The 22,778-nt window shown below is 58.1% G+C and carries 18 protein-coding genes; 8 read left to right on the top strand and 10 right to left on the bottom strand.

The genetic code is table 11. The features are described 5' to 3' along the window. Window positions 1-7: 7 nt before the first annotated feature. Complete coding sequence (locus AB3N39_RS12275; protein WP_023293929.1) at window positions 8-1,540, bottom strand: SpoVR family protein; 1,533 nt, start codon at window positions 1,538-1,540, stop codon at window positions 8-10. Between the two features lie 321 nt (window positions 1,541-1,861). Between AB3N39_RS12275 and AB3N39_RS12270 the strand changes: the two genes are divergently transcribed. Next, window positions 1,862-3,160 (top strand): D-amino acid dehydrogenase, encoded by a 1,299-nt coding sequence (locus tag AB3N39_RS12270; RefSeq protein ID WP_127731404.1) that lies wholly within the window; start codon window positions 1,862-1,864, stop codon window positions 3,158-3,160. A 9-nt stretch (window positions 3,161-3,169) separates the two neighbouring features. Then, on the top strand, window positions 3,170-4,240 hold the full coding sequence (dadX, locus tag AB3N39_RS12265; RefSeq protein WP_367896761.1) for a catabolic alanine racemase DadX: 1,071 nt from the start codon (window positions 3,170-3,172) through the stop codon (window positions 4,238-4,240). Between the two features lie 47 nt (window positions 4,241-4,287). Here the strand turns inward: dadX and AB3N39_RS12260 are convergent, their stop codons facing one another. Continuing rightward, window positions 4,288-6,021 carry a potassium/proton antiporter gene (locus AB3N39_RS12260; protein WP_111964781.1) on the bottom strand — a complete coding sequence of 578 codons (1,734 nt, stop codon included), beginning with the start codon at window positions 6,019-6,021 and terminating at the stop codon, window positions 4,288-4,290. A 97-nt stretch (window positions 6,022-6,118) separates the two neighbouring features. Next, on the bottom strand, window positions 6,119-7,033 hold the full coding sequence (gene ldcA, locus AB3N39_RS12255) for a muramoyltetrapeptide carboxypeptidase (RefSeq protein ID WP_133294664.1): 915 nt from the start codon (window positions 7,031-7,033) through the stop codon (window positions 6,119-6,121). Between the two features lie 106 nt (window positions 7,034-7,139). Here ldcA and emtA point away from each other — a divergent pair, with 106 nt between their 5' ends. Next, window positions 7,140-7,751: a membrane-bound lytic murein transglycosylase EmtA gene (gene emtA / locus AB3N39_RS12250; RefSeq protein WP_024909815.1), complete on the top strand. Its 612-nt coding sequence runs from the start codon at window positions 7,140-7,142 to the stop codon at window positions 7,749-7,751. 37 nt (window positions 7,752-7,788) lie between these two features. Here the strand turns inward: emtA and AB3N39_RS12245 are convergent, their stop codons facing one another. After that, on the bottom strand, window positions 7,789-8,520 hold the full coding sequence (locus AB3N39_RS12245; RefSeq protein ID WP_023312174.1) for a flagellar brake protein: 732 nt from the start codon (window positions 8,518-8,520) through the stop codon (window positions 7,789-7,791). A 207-nt stretch (window positions 8,521-8,727) separates the two neighbouring features. On the opposite strand from AB3N39_RS12245, the gene AB3N39_RS12240 reads away from it, so the two are divergent. Both AB3N39_RS12240 and AB3N39_RS12235 read left to right on the top strand, forming a co-directional pair. Further along, window positions 8,728-8,982: a GlsB/YeaQ/YmgE family stress response membrane protein gene (locus AB3N39_RS12240; protein ID WP_008502662.1), complete on the top strand. Its 255-nt coding sequence runs from the start codon at window positions 8,728-8,730 to the stop codon at window positions 8,980-8,982. 112 nt (window positions 8,983-9,094) lie between these two features. Next, window positions 9,095-11,197 carry a TonB-dependent siderophore receptor gene (locus tag AB3N39_RS12235; RefSeq protein ID WP_325848371.1) on the top strand — a complete coding sequence of 701 codons (2,103 nt, stop codon included), beginning with the start codon at window positions 9,095-9,097 and terminating at the stop codon, window positions 11,195-11,197. A gap of 63 nt (window positions 11,198-11,260) precedes the next feature. Here the strand turns inward: AB3N39_RS12235 and AB3N39_RS12230 are convergent, their stop codons facing one another. Together AB3N39_RS12230 and AB3N39_RS12225 are read right to left on the bottom strand one after the other, a co-directional pair. Then, window positions 11,261-12,946, bottom strand: coding sequence for an alpha,alpha-trehalase (locus AB3N39_RS12230; protein ID WP_136195761.1), 1,686 nt, complete (start codon window positions 12,944-12,946; stop codon window positions 11,261-11,263). Window positions 12,947-13,048: 102 nt separating this feature from the next. Then, window positions 13,049-14,005, bottom strand: coding sequence for an AraC family transcriptional regulator (locus AB3N39_RS12225; protein ID WP_111964777.1), 957 nt, complete (start codon window positions 14,003-14,005; stop codon window positions 13,049-13,051). Window positions 14,006-14,120: 115 nt separating this feature from the next. On the opposite strand from AB3N39_RS12225, the gene AB3N39_RS12220 reads away from it, so the two are divergent. Further along, on the top strand, window positions 14,121-15,308 hold the full coding sequence (locus AB3N39_RS12220) for an MFS transporter (protein WP_367896760.1): 1,188 nt from the start codon (window positions 14,121-14,123) through the stop codon (window positions 15,306-15,308). A 41-nt stretch (window positions 15,309-15,349) separates the two neighbouring features. On the opposite strand, the gene gap is transcribed toward AB3N39_RS12220, so the two are convergent. Both gap and AB3N39_RS12210 read right to left on the bottom strand, forming a co-directional pair. Continuing rightward, a complete protein-coding gene (gap, locus tag AB3N39_RS12215) occupies window positions 15,350-16,360 on the bottom strand; it encodes a type I glyceraldehyde-3-phosphate dehydrogenase (RefSeq protein WP_367896759.1) in 1,011 nt (336 codons plus the stop codon). 78 nt (window positions 16,361-16,438) lie between these two features. Beyond that, window positions 16,439-17,419 (bottom strand): GlxA family transcriptional regulator, encoded by a 981-nt coding sequence (locus AB3N39_RS12210; protein ID WP_111964774.1) that lies wholly within the window; start codon window positions 17,417-17,419, stop codon window positions 16,439-16,441. Between the two features lie 149 nt (window positions 17,420-17,568). Between AB3N39_RS12210 and AB3N39_RS12205 the strand changes: the two genes are divergently transcribed. Together AB3N39_RS12205 and AB3N39_RS12200 are read left to right on the top strand one after the other, a co-directional pair. Continuing rightward, window positions 17,569-18,540 carry a fatty acid desaturase gene (locus AB3N39_RS12205; RefSeq protein ID WP_325813583.1) on the top strand — a complete coding sequence of 324 codons (972 nt, stop codon included), beginning with the start codon at window positions 17,569-17,571 and terminating at the stop codon, window positions 18,538-18,540. Then, entirely contained in the window at window positions 18,533-19,291 is a 759-nt protein-coding gene (locus AB3N39_RS12200; RefSeq protein ID WP_136195756.1) for a phosphate/phosphite/phosphonate ABC transporter substrate-binding protein, read from the top strand. The genes AB3N39_RS12205 and AB3N39_RS12200 overlap by 8 nt, the downstream gene beginning before the upstream one ends. On the opposite strand, the gene AB3N39_RS12195 is transcribed toward AB3N39_RS12200, so the two are convergent. Further along, window positions 19,270-20,166, bottom strand: a complete 897-nt coding sequence (locus tag AB3N39_RS12195) for a LysR family transcriptional regulator (RefSeq protein ID WP_325848359.1) — start codon at window positions 20,164-20,166, stop codon at window positions 19,270-19,272. The genes AB3N39_RS12200 and AB3N39_RS12195 overlap by 22 nt on opposite strands. 21 nt (window positions 20,167-20,187) lie before the next feature. Then, window positions 20,188-22,476: an FdhF/YdeP family oxidoreductase gene (locus AB3N39_RS12190; protein ID WP_248174465.1), complete on the bottom strand. Its 2,289-nt coding sequence runs from the start codon at window positions 22,474-22,476 to the stop codon at window positions 20,188-20,190. Window positions 22,477-22,778: the final 302 nt, after the last annotated feature.

The raw sequence follows: 22,778 nt of genomic DNA, 5'->3' as shown, positions 1-22,778 counted from the left end.
GGTGGCGCTACAGCGTATTCAACCGCGCCGGGCAACGTTCCAGCAGCTCGACGCTGCCGTCTTCATTCTGTTGCTCCAGCTGCACGTCAAATCCCCACAGGCGATGCACATGCTTCAGCACCTCTTTACGCCCTTTATCCAGCGGCGCGCGATTGTGCGGGATATAGCGCAACGTCAGGGAGCGGTCACCGCGCAAATCGACGTTCCATACCTGAATATTCGGTTCAAGGTTGCTCAGGTTGTACTGGGAGGAAAGTCGAGAGCGGATCTCACGGTATCCCTCTTCGTTATGGATTGCTGAAATCTCCAGATAGTTGTTGCGGTCATCGTCCAGCACGGTGAAGAAGCGGAAGTCACGCATGATCTTCGGCGACATAAACTGGCTGATGAAGCTCTCATCCTTAAAGTCGCGCATCGCAAAGTGCAGCGTTTCCAGCCAGTCTGACCCGGCGATATCCGGGAACCAGTACTTGTCTTCTTCCGTCGGCGACTGGCAGATACGCTTAATGTCCTGGAACATGGCAAAGCCAAGGGCATACGGGTTAATGCCGCTGTACCACGGGCTGTTGTAGGGCGGCTGGAACACCACGTTAGTATGGCTGTGGAGGAACTCCATCATGAACCGCTCGGTGACTTTCCCCTCGTCGTACAGATGGTTGAGGATAGTGTAGTGCCAGAAGGTCGCCCAGCCTTCGTTCATCACCTGCGTCTGCTTTTGCGGGTAAAAATACTGGCTCACCTTGCGCACGATACGCAGTATCTCACGCTGCCACGGCTCTAGCAGCGGGGCGTTCTTCTCCATAAAATAGAGCAGGTTTTCCTGCGGCTCGGACGGATAACGACGCGCTTCGGCGATCGTTTTTTCCTCCTCACGCTTCGGCAGGGTGCGCCACAGCATGTTCACCTGGCTTTGCAGATACTCTTCGCGGCTTTTCTGCCGGGCTTTCTCCTCCTGCAGGGAGATTTTCTGCGGACGTTTGTAGCGGTCCACGCCGTAGTTCATCAGCGCGTGGCAGGAGTCGAGCAGTTTTTCCACTTCGTCCACGCCGTAGCGCTCTTCGCAGTCGGTAATGTATTTACGGGCGAAGATCAGGTAATCGACGATGGAGCTGGCATCCGTCCAGCTGCGGAACAGATAGTTATTCTTGAAAAAGGAGTTGTGCCCGTAGCAGGCGTGCGCCATCACCAGCGCCTGCATGGTAATGGTGTTCTCTTCCATTAAATAGGCGATACACGGATTGGAGTTGATGACGATCTCATACGCCAGACCCTGCTGCCCGTGCTTATACAGCCGCTCCGTTTCAATGAATTTCTTACCAAAAGACCAGTGCGGATAGTTAATCGGCATCCCGACGCTGGAGTAGGCGTCCATCATTTGTTCGGACGTAATGACTTCAATCTGATGGGGATAGGTATCCAGGCGGTACAGTTTTGCGACCCGGTCGATCTCGGCGAGGTAAACATCCAGCAGCTCGAAGGTCCAGTCGGGTCCATCGCTCAGACGTGTGTTGTCCTTGTTCAGGGAATCAATAGTAGCCATTAGCGCGCCCTCGTTGTGGGTGCTCTCTCTGTCTGGAGAGCCTCCTTTCAAGCATAGATCAACGTGTTAAAAAGCGTGCTGGGGCAGAAATTTTTTCTTTGCGATTTCGCGTTTTTGATACGGCAAAAAAACGGTGTCCATCAGCATTTTATGCTGGTTAAAAATAACGCGCAGCAGGAGATCCCAAATTAGCACTATCCCCTGATGCTGGGGGATGTGTGAGGTAAGTCACCATAAAAAAGTCGTATGTTGAATAATATTTTCAACTAGGTTATCAATCTGTAATTAGAAGATTGTTCTTTTGCACATAATGGAGTGGCTATGCGTGTTGTCATACTGGGAAGTGGTGTCGTTGGGGTAACCAGCGCCTGGTATTTAAGTCAGGCGGGACATGACGTCACCGTTATCGATCGTGAGTCCGGTCCTGCGCTTGAAACCAGCGCGGCGAACGCCGGGCAAATCTCTCCGGGGTATGCGGCACCGTGGGCAGCGCCGGGCGTTCCGCTGAAGGCGATTAAATGGATGTTCCAGCGCCACGCGCCGCTGGCCATCAGCCTTGACGGCACGCAGTTCCAGCTCAAGTGGATGTGGCAGATGCTGCGTAACTGTGACACCCGCCACTACATGGAGAACAAAGGACGCATGGTGCGCCTGGCGGAATACAGCCGCGACTGCCTGAAAGCGCTGCGCGCGTCGACGGGTATTGAGTATGAAGGCCGCCAGGGCGGGACGCTGCAGCTGTTCCGCACCGAGCAGCAGTACGAAAATGCCACCCGCGATATCGCCGTGCTGGAAGATGCCGGTGTACCTTACCAGCTGCTGGAAGCCAGCCAGCTAGGCCAGGTTGAACCGGCGCTGGCGGAAGTTGCGCATAAGCTGACGGGCGGCCTGCGCCTGCCGAATGACGAAACCGGCGACTGCCAGCTCTTTACGCAGCGTCTGGCGCAAATGTGCGAACAGGCGGGGGTGAAATTCCGCTTTAACACCTCTGTCGACAAGCTGCTGTCGGAAGGGGAAAAAATTTACGGCGTGAAGTGCGGCGAGGAGGTGATCAAAGCCGATGCCTACGTGATGGCGTTTGGTTCGTACTCCACCGCCATGCTGAAAGGTATTCTCGATATTCCGGTCTACCCGCTGAAGGGCTACTCGCTGACCATTCCGGTAAAAGAAGAGAGCGGCGCTCCGGTGTCGACCATTCTGGATGAAACCTACAAAATCGCCATTACCCGCTTCGATAACCGCATCCGCGTAGGCGGCATGGCGGAGATCGTCGGCTTCAACACCGAGCTGCTGAAACCGCGTCGGGAAACGCTGGAGATGGTCGTGGGCGATCTCTTCCCGCGAGGAGGTTTTGTTGAGCAGGCGACGTTCTGGACCGGCCTGCGTCCGATGACCCCGGACGGCACGCCGATCGTGGGGCGCACGCCGTTCAAAAACCTGTGGACCAATACCGGACACGGCACGCTTGGCTGGACGATGGCCTGCGGATCGGGCCAGCTGCTGAGCGACCTGATTTCCGGGCGCACGCCGGCCATTCCGTTTGACGATTTAAGCGCCGCGCGCTATCAATCGGGGTTTACGCCGTCGCGTCCACAGCACCTGCACGGCGCGCATAGCTAAGGAGTTGTCATGTCCCGTCCTGTTCTGGCCCAGCTGAACCTGCAGGCCCTGAAGGATAATCTGCAAATTGTTCGCCGGGCGGCGCCTGGTTCGCGCGTCTGGTCTGTGGTGAAAGCGAATGCCTACGGCCACGGTATTGACCGTATCTGGAGCGCCCTGAGCGCCACCGATGGCTTTGCGCTCCTGAATCTGGAAGAGGCCATTCTGCTGCGCGAGCGCGGCTGGAAAGGGCCGATACTGCTTCTGGAGGGCTTCTTCCACGCGCACGATCTGCCGCTGCTGGATAAATATCGGCTGACCACCAGCGTTCACAGCAACTGGCAGATTAAGGCGATTCAGGATGCGAAACTCCACGCGCCGCTGGATATTTACCTCAAGGTGAACAGCGGCATGAACCGCCTGGGCTTCCAGCCTGAGCGCGTGCATACGGTCTGGCAGCAGCTGCGCGCCATGAAAAACGTGGGCGAAATGACGCTGATGGCCCATTTTGCCGACGCGGAAAAACCGGACGGCATTGCCGATGCCATGGTCCGCATTGAGCAGGCGGCAGAAGGGCTGGACTGCCCGCGCTCGCTGTCAAATTCGGCGGCCACGCTCTGGCATCCTGAGGCGCACTACAACTGGGTGCGTCCGGGGATCGTTCTTTACGGTGCGTCACCCTCGGGCCAGTGGCAGGACATCGCCAACAGCGGCCTGAAGCCGGTGATGACCCTGCGCAGCGAAATCATTGGCGTGCAAACCCTGAAGGCCGGCGACACGGTGGGCTACGGCAGCCGCTACCGGGCAAAGGGCGAACAGCGGATTGGCATCGTGGCGGGCGGCTATGCCGACGGCTACCCGCGCATCGCGCCGACCGGCACGCCTGTCTGGGTCGATGGGGTTCGCACGGGAACGGTGGGCACCATATCAATGGATATGCTGGCCGTTGACCTGACGCCATGCCCGCAGGCGGGCATCGGTTCACCGGTCGAGCTGTGGGGTAACGAAATTAAGATTGATGACGTTGCTGCCGCTGCGGGTACGGTGGGGTACGAATTGATGTGCGCGCTGGCACCGAGAGTGCCGGTTGTGACGGTGTAACGAATGGTTGTGTCGGGTGGCGCTAGCGCCACCCGGCAAAAAAACCGCTACTCCGCTTCATCTTCCATCGGCCTGACGCCGACTTTCCTGACCGCGTTATCTTCTTTCTCCGCAACCGTCCAAATCATCCCGGCGAACTCCACCTGGTCGCCGACAACAGGGGCCGCCCCCAGCAGTTGCTGAATGATTTCCCCCAGCGTTTGCTGCTTGTCGCGGTACTCCAGCCCTTCATCCAGGCCGTAAATCAGCGCCACATCGGCAAACTTGGCGCTGGCTTCCAGAATAAAATCGCCGAAGAAACGCTGGTCCAGCGCCACCGGCGGCGACTGGCTGAACAGTTTGCCCAGCGCGGGCAGGTCGCGTTCGCGGCCAATCACGCAGAGAATATCCCCTTCGCGCAGGCGGGTGCTGCCTGTAGGGTGCAGCAGGACATTATCGCGGAACAGGGCGGCAATGCGCGTTTCTGTCGGCATGTGCAAATCGCGCAGCGAGGCCCCCACGCACCATTTGTCAGCGCTCAGCTGATAAACAAACTGTTCCCAAGGATTCTCTGGGTGAATATCGAGCCCCACGCGAGAGACCGGCCAGCCCACGGGAGGCACCACGACTTTGGCTTTTTTCGCCGCCCACCCGAGCGAGGTTCCCTGGAACAGCAGCGAAATCAGCACCACGAAGAAGGCCACGTTAAAGAACAGCCGGGCGTTATCCAGACCGGCCATCATCGGGAAGACCGCAAGAATAATCGGTACCGCGCCGCGTAGGCCCACCCAGCTGATAAAGACCCGCTCGCGCAGGTTGAAGCCGCGAAACGGCAGCAGTCCTGCAAATACCGACAGCGGACGGGCGAAGAAGATCATCCACGCGGACAGCAGCAGCGCCGGAACGGCGATCGGCAGCAGGTCCGAAGGCGTAACCAGCAGGCCCAGCACCAGGAACATGCCAATTTGCGCCAGCCAGGCCAGGCCGTCGAAGTTCTGCAAAATGGCATGACGGTTACGGATCGGTCGGTTGCCCATCAGGAAACCGCAGAGATAGACGGCGAGAATGCCGCTGCCGTCCAGCGCGGTGGTAACGGCAAAAATAAGAATGCCGCCGCTCAGCGCCAGCAGGGGGTAAAGCCCCGCGGGGAGGGAGATGCGGTTGATCATCTGCTGTAAGAGGTATCCCCCCGCCAGGCCAATAACAATCCCCAGCCCGAACTGCTGCAGGATATGCCAGACGAACATCCAGCTCAGGCCCGTCTCGTGCTGCTGGATCATCTCAATCAGCGTGATGGTGAGAAACACCGCCATCGGATCGTTACTGCCGGATTCAATCTCAAGCGTGGAGCCGACGCGTTCGTTAAGCCCTTTTCCGCCGAGCAGGGAAAACACCGCTGCCGCATCGGTTGAGCCAACAATCGCGCCAATCAGCAAACCTTCCATGATGTTGAGATGGAAAAGCCACGCGGCCATCATTCCGGTGAGGCCTGAGGTAATCAACACGCCAACCGTCGCGAGCGACAGCGCGGGCCCTAAGGCCACGCGGAAGGAGCTTGCCTGGGTGCGCATCCCGCCGTCCAGCAGGATCACCGCCAGCGCGAGGTTACTCACCATGTAGGCGAAAGGGTAGTTATCGAATGGGATACCGCCAATACCATCAATGCCGGCCAGCATGCCGATGGCGAGGAAAATGACAAGAATAGGTATGCCGAGACGCGATGAAAATGAACTTAATAAAATACTGCTGGTTACAAGGACCGAACCCAGAATGAAAAGGCTGATTATCGCTGCGGCATCCAATGTTCTCTTACTCCCACCTCAATGTTAACGCTGTTACTAAAACCCTAACATATTAACGACGGCAACAGCGTTTTATTAAGGGGGTATAACGGCTTTTTTATGCCTTTATGACAGGATGGCCGCTGATGGTCAGCCGACTGCCTGAATCATTGTGGATCAGGGAGGCGTGCGCCCCCAGCGCCAGGGTCACGGTTTGCTGCTCATGACCAAAATCCAGACCGGTGATGACCGGAACATCCAGCCGCGAGCGAATGAACTCAACCATGGTTTCCAGGGAGTAACCCGCGTCATAGTCATTCGGGGCAGAGCCGCTGAAGCTGCCCAGCACAATTGCGGACTGGCGCTCAAGAATACCGGCATGATAGAGCTGCAACAGCATGCGCTCGACGCGGAACGGATGTTCGTTGATATCTTCCAGCACCAGAATGCCGTCCTCGATTTGCGGCATCCACGGCGTGCCGATAAGCGAGACCAGCATCGCCAGGTTACCGCCCCAGAGCTGACCTTCACATTCCCAGTGCGGTCCATTGCCTTGCCACTCCACGCTGTAGGTGGAATTGCGCAGCGCGCGCCAGAAGTGTTCCACGGTAAACGCATCCAGCTCCGGTGCGCCGAAGTTACCGGCCAGCATTGGGCCGCTGAAGGTGATAATGTCATGCAGCGCCAGCAGCCCAAGCTGGATGACCGTGAAATCGCTGTGGCCGCAGATCAGCAGCGGATCCTGCTGCTGACGCTGTGCCAGCCCCTGCCAGTCAATGCTCTCCAGTAACCGGCTCGCACCATATCCGCCGCGCACCGCCAGCACAATCCGGTTTTCGCCCGTCAGGCTCACCAGACTATTGATATCATTCAGCCGCTGCGCTTCGGTACCGGCAAAACGCTGCTGGCGGCGGGGGATAATTGTCTGATTTTCTACCTGGTGGCCCGACTCCAGTAAACGCTGAACGCCCCGCTGCGCCGCATCCTGGTTAATGCAGTAGCCCGACGGCGCGATGAGATGAAACTGAGACATGGCAAATCCTTGCTGAATGAGAAACTAATTGTCTATATCATGCCGCTTATTCGCCGCCTGCTTCAAGAGCGGCGCACCGCAATGACCGGCTATAAGGATAGATGACGTGAAACTGAGATGGTTTGCTTTTTTGATTGTGTTGCTCGCTGGCTGTAGTTCAAAACATGATTATCAAAACCCGCCCTGGAATCCGGAAGTGCCGGTGAAGCGGGCCATGCAGTGGATGCCGATCAGTGAGCAAGCCGGGAAGGCCTGGGGCGTCAGTCCGCGCCTCATCACGGCGATCATCGCGGTGGAGTCAGGCGGTAATCCCACCCTCGTCAGCAAATCCAACGCGGTGGGCCTGATGCAGCTTAAAGCGTCAACGGCGGGGAAAGAAGTTTACCGCTATATGGGCTGGAGCGGCCAGCCGTCGACCAGCGAGCTGAAGAACCCGGAACGCAACATTTCAATGGGCACGGCCTATCTGAGCATCATGGAGCATGGCGTGCTGAAGGGCATTAAGGATCCGGAGGTGATGCAGTACGCGCTGGTGGTGTCTTACGTTAACGGTGCCGGCGCGTTGCTCAGAACCTTCTCTTCTGACCGAAAAGAGGCGATTGAAGAGATTAACGGCATGGACAAAGACGAATTCTTTGAACACGTGGCGAAAAATCATCCGGCACCACAGGCGCCTCGTTATATCTGGAAGGTACAGAAAGCGATGGATGCCATGTAATGCCGCAGACGGGCGGCGGTCACGCTGCCCGATTTCTTCACAGGACTTTATTTGCGCGTTCCCGCGCCTCCCGCTCCAGGGAATAGATAATACGCTGAAGCTCACGCTCTGCGCCTGGCCCGACGTTCAGGAAGCGGAAGCTCAGACGCGGCGTGGTGATGGTTTCGTTTTTGCTGTCCACGACGGTGCGGTCGCTGATGGCAATCAGCTGCGCATCGAAATAGAAGCGACCCCAGCCACCCATATCCAGTTCAATTTGCGTAAACCGCATGCCCTCTACCAGCCCGTCGGGTTTCGGCGTATCCATCAGTGCGCCCATGCCGCCAAGCGACAGATCGAAGAGGCGAAAGCGGATCTCTTTTTTGTCCGGCATTTTGGCCTTACAAAAATAGGCGGGATGGAGCGGGGCGCTGATGCGGAAATATTCACGACGTTGAACAAACCAGAGATTGGTCGGAAGGGGGGTCACAAAAGCCGGAAGTCCCTGGTATTCGCTGAGTTCCAGTCGCGACAGGACAAACTCCACTTTGGCCCCCTGCGTTTCGGCCATCACCGCGATGTTCTCCGCTTTCAGCGCCGCGCGGTTTTCGTACTCCTGACTGCCTAGATCAATCACCAGCCGATCCTGCGAGGCGTCAAGGATCTTGCTGATGAACTGATTATTCGACCAGCTGATGCGCAGCGGCACTTCACCTTTTTGCAGGTCGCGTAATACCCCTAATACAGCCAGCGGATTTTGCTTGAGGAACTGCTCACTGTAATGACTCACGCCGGATGGCTCCTTGATTGATGACAGACTGTCTTAGCGTTATCGGCAATCTGCAATGAAACTTAATACAAACCGGTGAGTTTTTTTGCCTGTTTAACCAAAGATAAGTCGGTGAGATGAAAATGGTTTTCCGGCGATGACCTATACTTAAGTTAGCTGTGCAGAAGGTTTTCTGCGCATGCGTTAAACCTGCAAGAGGGCATCGCTATGGGTATCATCGCCTGGATTATCTTTGGTCTTATTGCTGGCGCTATCGCTAAACTGATCATGCCGGGAAACGATGGCGGCGGTTTTATTTTGACCTGTGTACTCGGGGTCGTTGGTGCGGTTGTGGGCGGCTGGCTGGCGACGATGTTTGGTTTTGGAGGCAACATAAGTGGTTTCGACCTGCACAGTTTTCTGGTCGCTGTCGTGGGTGCCATTGTGGTGCTGGGCATATTCAGGTTACTGCGACGAGCATAAATTCACATAAACGGCTCTCTGAGGAGGGCCGTTTTTTTGCCTGCGTATTGATTTGTTAATCTAAATGATAATAATTGTCGTTCCGTATTGCATCTAACAACAAGACGACATTATGAATACCTCACGTTTTACGCTATGCGCCCTGGCAGGCGCCGTCACGCTCGCACTGCATGTTCCGGCATTCGCCGAAGAATCCACTATCGTCGTCACCGGCTCAGAGCAGGGCAGCGCGCTGCCGGCCTGGACGAACAGCGCCACGAAATCGGCCGTTGCCGAAAGTAAAACGCCGCAGGTCATCACGACCGTCTCTGCGCCGGAAATTGAAAAGCGTCATGCTAATTCCGTGAATGAAATCCTGCGCTATGCTCCGGGCGTTTCAACCGAGGTGCGGGGGAATACGTCGTACATGAGCGAATATAAAATTCGTGGCTTTACCGTCGACCAGGAGTTCTACAACGGGCTGCAGCTGCCCTATAACGTTACCGGCAATACCAAAGCGCGAATCGATCCGCTGTTGATTGACAGCGTTGATATCCTGAAAGGCCCCTCATCGGTACTTTACGGCGGCGGTTCACCGGGCGGGCTGGTGAATATTCAAAGCAAAAAACCGCAGCGTGAAGCCCGAACCGAAATCGGCGTTAACACCGGAAACCGTAATCTGAAAGAGGGCTATCTCGATTCAACCGGGCAGGTTGCCGACAGCAACTGGAACTACCGTCTGCTGGGCAAAGCCACGGAAAACGACGATCAGCCGCACTCCACCCGGTATGAAAACTACCTGGTTGCCCCGTCCGTTGCCTGGCAACCCGACAGCAAAACCCGCCTTACCCTGGACGCGCTGGCGCAAAACACCCCGAGCCTGACGCCGTCTAACCCGCTGCCGCTCGCCTACCTGCGCTCGAAATACGCGGGCAAGCGCGACTACGCCGGTGATGAGTGGAGCGGGTTTAAGCAGCGTCAGTGGATGCTGGGCTACAGCTTTGAACATGAATTTGACAGCGGCTGGGGCTTTAATCAGAAGGCGCGCTATTTTGATGTCGATACCCATCAGCGCAGCGTGTATGCAACGGGGACGGGAAGCGAGGTCTATCAGCTCAACCGCTTTGCCTACACCACGGATGAAGATCTGCAGAGCTTCAACATTGACAACCAGGTGACCAAAACCGTTGCGCTGGGCGAGTGGAAACACCACCTGCTGGCCGGGTTTGACTACCAGAAGCTGAACTCCCACTTCCACTACCGCTACGCGTCGGCCACGCCGGGTATCGATATGCGGCATCCTGACTATTCGCAAATCCAGGAAAGCGCGCTGGGGCTCTATACCGCCCAGAAAAACCGCCTCAGCTATCAGCAAAACGGTTACTACCTGCAGGATCAGGTAGAGTTTGGCGGTCTCAACCTGCTGGGCAGCCTGCGCTACGATGATTACCGCTCCGTCACCACCAACTACCTGCAAAACGGTGATAAGGCCTGGGTGTCGCAGGATCGCGTCACCAAACGCCTGGGCGCGCTTTACGCCTTCGATAGCGGGATTTCGCCGTTTATCAGCTATTCCGAAGGTTTTGCGCCGGTGTCGCCGCAGGGCACGCTCGTGGCGAAAGACGTTAAGCCAACCACCAGCAGGCAGGTGGAAGGCGGGGTAAAATATCTGCTGGCCGACTACGCTACCACCTTTACCGCCTCGGTGTTTAACATCCGTCAGAAAAATGTCGTCACCTCCGATCCGGGCTTCCTGAACTATCGTCAGACCGGGGAAGTGGAATCTAAAGGGGCAGAGCTCTCCGCCATTAGCCGTCCGACGGACAACCTGACGCTGATTGCCAACTATGCGTACACCCACGCGATCAACAGGGAAGATGACAAGTACAAAGGTAAACGTCCGACGCAGGTCCCGGAGAATGCCTTTAACCTCTGGGGGGATTACACCTTTGAGAGCACCGCGCTGAAAGGGCTGATGCTGGGCGCAGGCGCACGCTACACCGGGCCAATGGAGATCTCTCCGGCTAACGATACGGGTAAGCTGGGCGGCACCACCCAGTACGATCTGGCGGCTTCATATCGGATGGGCGAGATCCTGCCTTCCCTGGCAGGGCTGACGCTTAAGGCCAGCGCGCAGAACATCACCAACAAAGAGACGCTGACCTGCTACGATGCGACCAACTGCTGGATTGGGCGTGACAGGACGTATCAGCTAGGGGCGAGTTACAGCTTCTAGGTAACTCCCTGTGAGTTCAAAATGTAGGCCGGGTAAGGCGTAGCCGCACCCGGCATTACTCCCTTACTGCGCCGTCGCTTTTACCGGCGCAGCCTCATCATTCGCCGCAGGCCGATTCTCCGGCACGCTGTCGCAAGGTTTCTCTTTCGGGCAGACCCGATCCAGCATTTTCAGCGTCACGCCGTTGCTCCAGCCGAAGCCGTCCTGCAGCGGATACTCGCCGCCGCCGCCGCCCGTACCGGTGGTCGACACGTCATACTTTTCAACCAGTTTCTTTTCCCGGTCGTAAGTATGCTGAACGTTCTTCAGGAAGCGCCAGGTCACGTCCATCGAGACCTTCTCTTGCCCGTAATTCTGCAGCCCTTCCGCAGCCACCCATTGCAGGGGGGCCCAGCCGTTTGGCGCATCCCACTGCTGGCCGCTGTTTACGGTGGTTGTCGCTATCCCGCCCGGTTTCAACAGGCGCGACGAGGTTGCCGCGGCGACTTTATCGGCACGATCCTGCGCCGCCGCCTTCACGTAAAGCGGGAACAGGGCTGCGGCGGTGAGCTGATTGCGTACCTTCTTGCTCTTCAGATCGTAATCCGCGTACCAGCCCTCTTTATCATTCCACAGGTGGCTCTCGATGGATTTCTGACGCGCCGTAGCCAGCGCTTCGTATTTACTTGCGCTGGCGGCGTCACCGCTCTCCTGGCTTGCCCGCGCCAGCAGTTTTTCCATCTTAAACATCAGGGCGTTCAGATCCACGGGAACAATGCTGGTGGTCCGGATGGTGCCGAGCTTTTGCGGGTCGTCCATCCAGCGGGAGCTAAAGTCCCAGCCCGAGGCCGCGGCGGAACGTAAATCACGATAGATCTCGGTCGCGGGTCGGTTAGGGTTACTTTTGGCAGTATTCACATCGTCAAGCCAGGACTCCGGACGCGGGGTATCGCGGTCGTCCCAGTAGCGGTTGAGAACAGCGCCGTCGTCCAGCTTCACCACGCGCTTGTTGGCCTGACCCGGCTGAAGGGCGTCGACGCCGTCCATCCAGTAGGCATACTCTTTCTCCATCTGCGGACGATACTTCTTCAGCGCATCGCTGTCGTGCGTTGCCAGCAGTTCCACCATCAGCGAGAAGAACGGCGGTTGGGATCGGCTCAGGTAATAGCTGCGGTTGCCGTTGGGAATGTGGCCGAAGGTGTCAATCTCATAGGCAAAGTTATCCACCATGTCGCTGATTTTGTCCCAATGATCGCTCTCTGCCAGGCCCAGCATGGTGAAATAGCTGTCCCAGTAGTAAACCTCGCGGAAACGTCCGCCGGGCACAACGTAAGGTTTCGGTAACGGCAGAAGGGAATCCCATTTGTTGCTGGCTTTACCGGTGGTGCGCGTCAGCACGGGCCAGAGATCGTCAATGTGCTCACGTAAACTTTGTCCAGCAGGCGGAACATATTTTTCCCCTTCCGCAGGGAGCGTAAAGTTCATCTCGACAAAGTGGCGTAAGTCAAAGCTGGACTGCGTGTGCTGCATCCGGTAGTCCGCCAGAATCATCAGCGGGTCGCTTTTGGGGACGGCATCAGCAAAGGTTTTCTGATCGGGAAACAGTTTGGCGCTTTGCACATCGTTAAACAGAGGGCCCAGCAAAATATCGGGTGAGGTTGTCTGGGCTGCGGGGCTATCGTCGGCATATCCCAGTGTCGTTACGCCGAGCAGCGCGCCGCCTAACGCAAGGGGCAAAAACGCGGGGCGTAGTGTACGAGGTCTTATCATCAGTTCGTCTCCTGTCTTCACTAAACAGCGTGACCGCTGTTGTCAATCACCTGAAAACCTTAGACGAATATTGCCCGCTTCGCGTTAAATATTGCCGGTCTTTCAGACCTCTTCCGCGGTCTGGCTGGCTTCCCGCAGCGTGCCCGGCGCATGTCCAATAATGCGCTTGAATGCCCGGCTGAAGGCCGCCAGGGAGCCGTATCCCAGCCGCAGCGCGACGGTTTCAATGGGTTGATTTTCATGCCGAATGTACTGAATCGCCAGCCGCATTCTCAGCTCGCTGAGATATTTTGCCGGAGTGGTTCCCGTCGCGGCCAGAAACCGTTCGGCGAACACGGAGCGGGACGTGCCTGCTTCTTTTGCCAGATCCGCGACGCTCCAGTTCAGGCCTGGCTGCTGGTGCATGGCGTAAATGGCACGGCTCAGGCGCGGGTCGCGCAGAACCTGCACCCAGCCGGTGGCTTTACCGCAGCCGCCTTCAACCCAGCCGCGCACGATTAATGCCGCCACCACGTCGGCAAGGCGCGCAAGGATCCCGGCATACCCGGCCTGACGCGCCGCGGATTCCCGCTCCATCGCCGCCAGCAGCGGATGAATTTCCGGCCAGGTGGACATCAGCCGGCTGACCATCATCACTTCCGGCATCGCTTTGATCAGCGGCTGCATCCCGCCCAGCTCAAAATCCATGCACCCGCTAAAGATGAGGGTATTCTCGCTTTCCGGGCAGGGCTCGCAGGTGATAGCACACACCGAGCTGCAGATAGGCTCGCTCGGGAAGGCGTTGATGGGCGTAATGGTGGCCTGCTCGTCAGAGAGCAGGGCGTGGGAATTCCCGCCGGGAATAAAGAGGGCGTCGCCACCGCTCAGTTCGAACGTTGCACCGCTCTCCATGCGCAGCAGGGCGCTACCGTGGCTCACAAAATGAAACTGTGCCCGGCCGGGCGCCTGATGAAACGCGACGCCAAACGGCGCGCTGGCCTGGATCCGCCGGTATTTCACGCCTGAAAGACGCATGCCGCGTAAAAGTTCGCTGATCAGATCGGGTGACTGTACGGTCATGGCACAACTCCGGACGAATAATCAATAAGTGGAGATTATATGTCATAGATCGTCCAGGGTGAACCTTCTATTCTTTTGCGACACTAGTCACATTTTTATAACGGGAGATCAACAGATGAGTTCATGTGTCACGGCGAGCGAGGCGGTAGCGCCTGCAAAACCCGCCTGGCGGGCCGTCTATTCACTGGGGCTGGGGGTATTTGGTTTGATTACGGCAGAATTTCTGCCGGCGAGTTTGTTAACGCCCATGGCCGCGAGCCTGGGCGTAACCGAGGGAATGGCCGGACAGGCCGTCACCGCCACCGCGCTGGTGGCGCTGGTCACCGGGCTGCTGATTACGCCAGCCACCAAAAGTATCGACCGCCGCTGGGTGCTGATGTTTTTCTCGGTCCTGCAAATTATCTCCAGCCTGCTGGTGGCCTTTGCGCCCAACCTGCACGTCCTGCTGATGGGGCGTCTGCTGCTGGGGGTAGCCATTGGGGGATTCTGGGCGATGTCGACGGCGACCACGATGCGTCTGGTTCCGGCAGATAAAGTGCCGAAAGCGCTGGCGGTGATCTTCTCCAGCGTATCGATAGCCACGGTGGTCGCGGCGCCGCTCGGCAGCTATCTGGGCAGCCTGATCGGCTGGCGCAACGTCTTTGTACTCTGCATTCTGCCGAGCATGCTGGCGCTGCTGTGGCAGCTCTGGGTGCTGCCGTCCATGAAGCCGGAGAGCAGCGGCAGCCTGAGTACGCTGTTCCGCGTGCTGCGTCGTCCGGGAATGATCGGCGGCATGCTGGCGACCATTCTGATCTTCAGCGGCCATTTCGCCTTCTTTACCTACCTGCGTCCGTTCCTGGAGACGGTGGGACAGGCGAGCGTGGAGACCATTTCGCTGATCCTGCTGGGCTTTGGGATCGCCAACTTTGTGGGTACGTCCGTTGCAGGGCATCTGCTGGCACGCAATCTGCGCCTGACGCTGGCACTGGTGCCGTTTGCGATGGGCGTTCTCGCGCTCATGATGGTCGCCTTTGGTCATCTGGCGATGCTGGACGGGCTGCTGGTCGCGCTGTGGGGCTTTGCATTTGGTCTGGTTCCGGTGGGCTGGTCAACCTGGCTTGCCACTACCGTTCCGGATGAAGCCGAAAGTGCAGGAGGGCTGCTGGTGGCCTCAATCCAGCTGGCGATAAGCGCCGGTGCGGCCGGAGGTGGGGCAGTGTTTGATCTTAACGGCGCCAGCGGCGTATTCGCGGGAAGCGGTTTCCTGCTGGTGATGGCGATGGTGATTGTGTTTATGGGTGTGAAAGTTAAAGCGGAGTGATTTTTTAGCCGGGTGAGCGTTCGTGCTACCCGGCCTCAGGTTTACAGCCCTTTCTTATCCATAAAGACCGCCAGATCCACCAGGCGGTTAGAGAAGCCCCACTCGTTGTCATACCACGCCAGGATCTTCACCATGTTCCCGCCTATCACCAGCGTGGAAAGCCCGTCGATAATTGAGGAGCGTGGGTCGCCCTGGTAGTCGCTGGAGACCAGCGGTTCATCGCTATAGCCCAGAATGCCTTTAAGAGGCCCGCTGGCGGCCGCGTTGCGGAACGCGTCATTCACCTCTTCGGCGGTTACGTGACGGCTCAGCGTTACCGTTAAATCCACAATCGACACCACCGGCACCGGCACGCGCAGGGAGTACCCGGTCAGTTTGCCGTCAAGGGAAGGGATCACTTTCCCCAGCGCTTTCGCCGCACCGCTTGAATAAGGCACAATCGACAGCGCCGCCGCGCGTGCGCCGCGCAGATCTTTTTCCGGCTGATCGTGCAGCGCCTGGCTGTTGGTGTAGGCGTGCGTCGTGTTCATCAGGCCATGCTCAATCCCGAACTGCTGGTGCAGCACCTGAGCGGCCGGCGCCAGACCGTTCGTGGTGCAGCTCCCGTTGCTTACCACCGCGTGTTTGGCGGGATCGTACTGCTCATGGTTGACGCCCATCACAATCGTCAGATCATCGTTTTTCGCGGGAGCGGAAATGATGACGCGCTTAGCGCCGCCGTGGGTGATATGCACCGCCGCTTTCTCTCGCTCGGTAAAGAAGCCGGTGGCCTCAATCACCACGTCTACTCCAGCTTCACGCCACGGGATATTCGCCGGATCGCGTTCGCTAAATACGGCGATCCGCTGGCCGTCTACCTGCAGCGCGCCGTCACCCGCTTCAACGGGCGCGGGCAGCGTGCCCAGAAGGGAATCATGCTTCAGCAGATGGGCGAGGGTTTTACTGTCCGTCAGATCGTTAATGGCCACAATCTGCAGAGCCGGGTTGCCCAGCGCCGCGCGCAGGAAATTACGTCCGATACGGCCGAAACCGTTAATACCGACCTTAACCATGGTGCACTCCTTATCTCTGTTGTCTGGAGTCACTGTAGGCGTCGGGCAGGTTGGCGTAAACGACAAAAAAGGATCAGATTACGCCATCTTGCGGCAGTGGAAGCGCTGGCGGTACTCGCCGGGCGTAAGGTGAAGCTGTTTCTCAAAGATGCGGCGCAAGTTAATGCTGGTGCCAAACCCGCTTTGCTCGGCAACGCGCTCAAGGGAGTCATGGGTCTGCTCAAGCAGCTGACGGGCCGCGGCCAGGCGCGCTTCGGTCACATAGCGGGCGGGAGAGACTCCCGCGTCGCGGGTAAACACGCGGGTGAAGTTACGCGGGCTCATTGCCGCTTTCTCGGCCAGATTTTCCACGCACAGATCGGCGGTGAGGTTCTGCAGGATCCAGGTTTGCAGTTCGCTTATCGGACCGGATGTGCCGGGCTGCTGAAGGCTGTAGCGGCTGAACTGCAGCTGCCCGCCGGGACGGCGCAGGTACATCACCATATCCTGCGCGACGTCGCGGGCGAGGGTAAATCCGTAATCGTCCTCTACAAGCGCCAGGGTCAGATCGAACCCGGAACTGACGCCGCCGGAGGTCCAGATGGGGCCGTCCTGAATGTACAGCGGGCCGCCTTCGACCCGGATTGACGGGTACTGTGTCTGCATTGTCTCCAGCAGCCGCCAGTGGGTGGTCGCGCGGCGACCGTCCAGCAGGCCGGTCTGGGCCAGCAGCATCGCGCCGCCGCAGATAGAGGCTACCCGCCGGGCGTGCGGCGCAGCGAGGTGCAGCCAGTCAACCACCGCCGTGCTCTCCTGCTCGTTCATGCCGCGTCCGGTGATGATAATGGTATCCAGCGGTTCACGTGGATCCAGTTCCGGCAGGCGATAGTCCGCCAGCAAATTCAGGCCGGACTGGCCGTGGATCACCTGGTGAGGCTGCGTGGTGGCGATGATAATCCGGTAGCGGGGCTGCGCAAGCCCTTCCGGATGCAGCCGGTTGGCCTGCATCAGAATGTCGGCGATACCGGCGGCTTCAAACAGCATGCCGCCGTCGGGAACAATAATCAGGATCTTTTTCATGTCCTGAAAAGTACCTTTATTACAGAATAAGTCAAGGAACGCATGACCCCCACGTTTCTGGCAAAGCAAAGCGATTAATGTTCTTTGTTATTTCAGGCGTTTTCCCCGATCGTCAGAGAATTATCTCTGGCGAAACGGCGTCTGAAGGAATGAGTCAACGAAGCTCCCTCTATTTACATCCGCAACAACGCGAACAAATCCGCCACCTCGCATCGGGTTTTTTATGGCGAAGCGAACTGCCCACGTGGCTGCTGATTATCACTATTTATGCAGGCTGGTTTACCACGCTGGCGTTCTGGCAAACGCTGGGTCTGCTGCCCGCCACGCTGCTGCTTATCGGGTTTACCGCCTGGTACATGTCGCTGCAGCATGAGCTGATCCACGGGCATCCCACCCGTTTTGCCTGGCTGAACCAGCTGTTTGGCACGCTCCCGCTGTCGGTCTGGTATCCGTACGGCCTGTACCGGGACTCCCATCTCGCCCATCATCGGCACCATAGCCTGACCCATCCGGTGGATGACCCGGAGTCGTACTATTTTACCGACGAGAGCTGGGCGCGCTTTTCTCCCTGGCAGAAACGGCTTATCAGGGCCCGGAATACCTTTGCCGGACGGCTGATGCTGGCACCGCTGCTGGATATCCTTCAGACGCTGGGCAGCGCCGCGGCGGCATTTCGTCACCTTCACCTGTGCGCAATGACGATGTGGCTGGTGCACGCTTTGCTGCTGGTGGTGCTCTTCGCCTGGATGACGCACGTCGGTTTTTCTCCCTTCTGGTTCGTGCTGGCAGTCAGCTATCCGGCGCTGGCGCTGACCAAGGTCCGATCGTTTTTCGAGCATCGCGCGGCGGACGATCCGCTGGCGCGCTCCGTCATTAACGAGGCCGGGCTGTTCTGGCGGGTACTGTTTTTGAATCTCAACTACCATTCAGTACATCACGATCTGCCGGGCGTGCCCTGGTACGGGCTGAAGGCGATCTACCAGCAAAACCGGGAGGCGTACCGGCAGCGAAACCACGGTTTTCTCGTCAGGGGCTATGGTGAATGGCTGCGTCAGTTCTGGGGCAGGCCCGTTGACGTCACCGTTCACCCAGGAAAACAACAGGGGGAAGGGTATGAGTAACCTGCTGGCGTTTCCCATGTATGCTGTGGATCGCGCCGACACCCTTGCGCTCTGGCTGGCGGTAAAAGGGCTGCTGGCTGCGCGCGGTGTGTCCGTCGATCGCGATCCCGGCTGGCCGGAGTCCGATCTGCTGACCCACTGGCGACAGCCTGCGCTTGTCCTCAGCCAGACCTGCGGTTATCCGCTGGTTACCCAGCTTCCGGACGTGCAGGTGGTCGGCTGTTTTCACTACGTGGCACCTGGCTGCGAAGGGATCCAGTACCGCAGCTTTCTGGTGGTGCGCGAGGAGGATCGGCATCTCACGCTGGCGGATTTTCGCGGACGTCGTGCGGTATGTAATTCTCCGGATTCGCAGTCCGGCTACAATGCGCTGCGAAAAATAGTCGCTCCCCTGGCGGGCAACGGTCCATTTTTCGCGCAAACGTCCTTCAGCGGCAGCCATCGCCAGTCGCTGATCGATGTCAAACGCGGGGCAGGGGATATCGCGGCCATCGACTGCGTGACCTGGGCGTTGCTGCAGCGTCACGAGCCGGAAAGACTGACGGGGCTGGCGGTGATTGACCATACCCCTCTGACGCCGGGGCTGCCGCTCATTACCTCGCACCACACCTCGCCTGACACCCTTGATGCCCTTCGCGATGCGCTCCGCGCGCTGGTGAGTTTGCCGGAATATCGGGCCGTGTGCGGCGCGGTGCTGATTGACGGTTTTAGCGTGGTGACGCGCCAGGCCTACGCCTCATTGTTGGCGTGATAAATCTCCTGCGCGTCGGTAAAGCAGCGCAGCGCCAGCGAGGAGACGGGCTTCTGCCTGCGCATAATCAGGCCGACAGGGGCCTCAATATTCGCGTCGGCGATGGGGACAATCCTGAAATTACTGTTCAGATCTTCCAGACCGTTATTCAGCGGCATCACGGCGCAGCATACGCCGCTTTGCACCGCCTGTATGATCTGAAACGTGGAGTCGCTCTCGAAAACGGACGCCGGTTCGATGCCTGCAGACTTAAAGCTGGCCTCCATATGCGCCCGGTAATGCATCCCTTTAGTCAGAAACCCCAGCGGAAAATCCGTCAGATCGCGCCAGGTCAACGTCTCCTGGCCGAGCTGGAAATGGCGGACGTCGTGCAGCAGGCCCATCTTGGTTTTGGGTAGCTGGATAATATCGAACAGGCTGGTGTCGATGCTGTTGAGGTAGCAAATTCCCAGCTCAAGCTGATTGCGGCTGACGCCGTCGGCAATCTGCGCGGAGGACATGGAATAGAGGCTGTAGGTCAGCTCCGGATATTTTTGGGTCAGCAGGCGAATAAAGATCATCGGATCCACGCTCGCCAGCGGCACCATCCCGAGACGTAATTCGCCCACCACCTGGCCTTTGCACAGCGCCGCTTCCGCCTGCAGCCCGTCGTGCGCGGCCAGCAGCGCGCGGGCCCACGCAAGGATACGCTCCCCTTCCGGCGTAAACCCTTCAAAGCGCTGTCCGCGCAAAATCAGCACCAGCCCCAGCTCCTCTTCCAGGCTGCGGATGCGCATGGAGAGGGTCGGCTGGGTGATGTTGCACTGCGAGGCCGCCTTGCCAAAATGGCGGGTCTCGTCGAGCGCGATTAAATATTTTAACTGTTTAATATCCATCTTTTCTCTGCGCGAACAGCCTTACAGCATGCGGATCTCTTTTGAGCGCAGGGTGATGCGAACCGGAACGGATTTATACGACGGCGTACCGCTGTCCTTATCCAGATAATCCAGCGGTACCAGCACGTTGGCCTCCGGATAATAGGCGCCGACGGTCCCCGGAGCGATATTGTACGCCACCACGGTAATGTCTTTCAGACGCTGAACGCTGCCGGGGAGGGCGGTTTCGATATCCACGCGGTCGCCGTGCTCCAGCCCTGACTGCGCCATGTCGTCCTCGTTCATGAACAACACGTCGCGGCGGCCAAATACGCCACGGTAGCGGTCGTCAAGGGCGTAAATGGTGGTGTTGTACTGGTCGTGGCTGCGCAGCGTGATTAGCCGCATAACATGCTCACCTTCGCCGCTGGCGTTCTCGTGAACACCGTCGAACACCGAGAACATCGCTTTTCCCGTCGCCGTTGGCCAGATGCGTTGCGTGGGCGGCAGCGGCATACGGAAGCCACCGGGAACGCGGATCCGCGCATTGTAGTTCTCAAAGCCCGGGATGGTCTGCTCGATCAGATCGCGGATGCGGTCGTAATCCTCAACCAGCATCAGCCAGTCCACGCGGGTTTCCGGCAGCGTGGCTTTCGCCATGCCGGCGACGATAGCCGGTTCCGAACGGAGTAACGGTGAGGCGGGTTTCAGCTTGCCGGATGAGGCATGGACCATGGACATCGAGTCTTCGACGGTAATGGACTGACGACCGGTAGCCTGAACATCCAGCTCGGTACGGCCAAGACACGGGAAAATAAAGGTCTCTTTGCCCACCAGCAGATGGGTGCGGTTCAGCTTGGTGCCGACGTGCACGCTCAAATCCAGGTTACCCATCGCCGGAAAACCACGTTCGTGATCGGGCATCGCCACCGCAAAATTACCCCCGAGGCAGATGAGCGCCTTCGCGCGGCCGTCGATCATCGCCTGCGTGGCCTGCACCGCATCGTGTCCATGGTGAGACGGCGGCTCAAAGCCGAAAACGTCCTTCAGACGGTTCAGGAAGGCCGGCGTGGGTTTCTCGCTAATCCCGACGGTACGGTTCCCCTGAACGTTTGAATGACCGCGCAGGGGGCATATTCCCGCACCGGGCTTGCCGATATTCCCCCGTAGCAGCAGCAGGTCAGCGATCAGGCGGACGTTGGCCGTGCCTTTATTGTGCTGGGTAATGCCCATCCCGTAGGTGATGATGGTGGCATTCGATTTCGCATATGCCTCGGCTACCGTTTTGAGGGCCGCCTGACTGAGACCTGACTCCCGCTCGATCTCGTCCCAGCGGGTCTGTGCGATATCGGCGGTGAAATCTTCAATGCCCTGGGTATGTTCGGCGATAAACGCGCGATCGAGCACGTCGCCGCGTTCGGCCTCCATTTCAAGCAGGTGTTTAGCTATGCCTTTCAGCGCGGCGGCGTCGCCCCCGGCCTTTACCTGGAAGTAGGTTGAGGCAATATCCGTAGAGCCGTAAGTTGCCATTTCAATCACGCTTTGCGGATCGGCGAAACGTTCGAGGGCGCGCTCGCGCAGCGGATTAAAGACGATAATCGGTACGTTGCGGCGGGCCAGCTCATGGAGGGTGCCCATCATTCGCGGATGGTTCGTGCCGGGGTTGTGACCGATGGAGATAACCAGCTCGGTCTTGTCGAAATCATCCAGCGAGACGGTGCCTTTCCCGATGCCAATCGAACGCGGCAAACCGACGCTGGTGGCCTCGTGACACATATTAGAGCAGTCGGGGAAATTGTTGGTGCCGTATTCGCGAGCGAACAGCTGGAACAGATAAGCCGCTTCGTTAGAGGCCCGCCCGGAGGTATAGAACTCAACCTGGTCCGGTTCAAGCCCGCGCAGCACTTCGCCGATGCGTTCAAACGCCTCGTCCCAGGCGACGGGCCGGAAGGTATCGCTTGCCGGGTCATAGCGCAGGGGATGCGTGAGTCGACCGTAACCTTCCAGCTCAAAGTCCGATTTTGCCAGCAGCGAGGAGACGCTGTTTTCGGCCAGAAACGCGGGGGTAACGCGTTTGCTGGTGGCTTCCCAGGTCACCGCTTTGGCGCCGTTCTCGCAGAACTGGAAGGTCGATTTGTGTTCTTTATCCGGCCACGCGCAGCCCGGGCAGTCAAAGCCGTCAGGCTGGTTGGTGCGCAGCAGCGTCGCGGGGGCATCAAGGGTATCCATTTGGGTACGTACTGCAATGGCCGTCGCTTTCAATGCGCCCCAGCCGCCGGCAGGACCGTCATAGTGTCTGATACCCGGCACCGAGCGTCTTTTCTTGTTCATACCCACTCCTGATTTGTTCGGTCACACAACGTCTGAACCCCTAAAAGCGCTGCAAAGAACGATAAGTGAATGCAATGACGACCGGATGGTGACGCGCGTGCGGCACGAAAAGATGCTTTAACTTAAATTCTTTTTATTACAGTTGTTTATAGGGTCTGACGTTGAAATATTTAAAGAAATTATAACGATTTTTTATCATTTTAATAATAAATCTTATCTATCGCACGGTAAGCAAGATAGATGGGGCGAGCAGGAGAAGATGTAGCACCAATAAAGTTTCGAATGAAGCCTTTGAGCGGTGG

Origin of the sequence: Enterobacter vonholyi (assembly GCF_040834095.1) — a bacterium.
Lineage (GTDB): Bacteria > Pseudomonadota > Gammaproteobacteria > Enterobacterales > Enterobacteriaceae > Enterobacter > Enterobacter vonholyi.
Note: the sequence above shows the minus strand (reverse complement) of the source record. Positions and strands in the feature narration are given on the sequence as shown.

What these genes read in the sequence shown, in the direction of transcription:
- AB3N39_RS12230 (WP_136195761.1), bottom strand. Translation starts at nt 12,946, where the DNA reads ATGATAAGACCTCGTACACTACGCCCCGCGTTTTTGCCCCTTGCGTTA.
- AB3N39_RS12200 (WP_136195756.1), top strand. Translation starts at nt 18,533, where the DNA reads ATGAGTAACCTGCTGGCGTTTCCCATGTATGCTGTGGATCGCGCCGAC.
- AB3N39_RS12205 (WP_325813583.1), top strand. Translation starts at nt 17,569, where the DNA reads ATGAGTCAACGAAGCTCCCTCTATTTACATCCGCAACAACGCGAACAA.
- dadX (WP_367896761.1), top strand. Translation starts at nt 3,170, where the DNA reads ATGTCCCGTCCTGTTCTGGCCCAGCTGAACCTGCAGGCCCTGAAGGAT.
- AB3N39_RS12220 (WP_367896760.1), top strand. Translation starts at nt 14,121, where the DNA reads ATGAGTTCATGTGTCACGGCGAGCGAGGCGGTAGCGCCTGCAAAACCC.
- AB3N39_RS12225 (WP_111964777.1), bottom strand. Translation starts at nt 14,005, where the DNA reads ATGACCGTACAGTCACCCGATCTGATCAGCGAACTTTTACGCGGCATG.
- ldcA (WP_133294664.1), bottom strand. Translation starts at nt 7,033, where the DNA reads ATGTCTCAGTTTCATCTCATCGCGCCGTCGGGCTACTGCATTAACCAG.
- AB3N39_RS12275 (WP_023293929.1), bottom strand. Translation starts at nt 1,540, where the DNA reads ATGGCTACTATTGATTCCCTGAACAAGGACAACACACGTCTGAGCGAT.
- AB3N39_RS12190 (WP_248174465.1), bottom strand. Translation starts at nt 22,476, where the DNA reads ATGAACAAGAAAAGACGCTCGGTGCCGGGTATCAGACACTATGACGGT.
- AB3N39_RS12270 (WP_127731404.1), top strand. Translation starts at nt 1,862, where the DNA reads ATGCGTGTTGTCATACTGGGAAGTGGTGTCGTTGGGGTAACCAGCGCC.
- AB3N39_RS12210 (WP_111964774.1), bottom strand. Translation starts at nt 17,419, where the DNA reads ATGAAAAAGATCCTGATTATTGTTCCCGACGGCGGCATGCTGTTTGAA.
- AB3N39_RS12240 (WP_008502662.1), top strand. Translation starts at nt 8,728, where the DNA reads ATGGGTATCATCGCCTGGATTATCTTTGGTCTTATTGCTGGCGCTATC.
- AB3N39_RS12195 (WP_325848359.1), bottom strand. Translation starts at nt 20,166, where the DNA reads ATGGATATTAAACAGTTAAAATATTTAATCGCGCTCGACGAGACCCGC.
- AB3N39_RS12235 (WP_325848371.1), top strand. Translation starts at nt 9,095, where the DNA reads ATGAATACCTCACGTTTTACGCTATGCGCCCTGGCAGGCGCCGTCACG.
- gap (WP_367896759.1), bottom strand. Translation starts at nt 16,360, where the DNA reads ATGGTTAAGGTCGGTATTAACGGTTTCGGCCGTATCGGACGTAATTTC.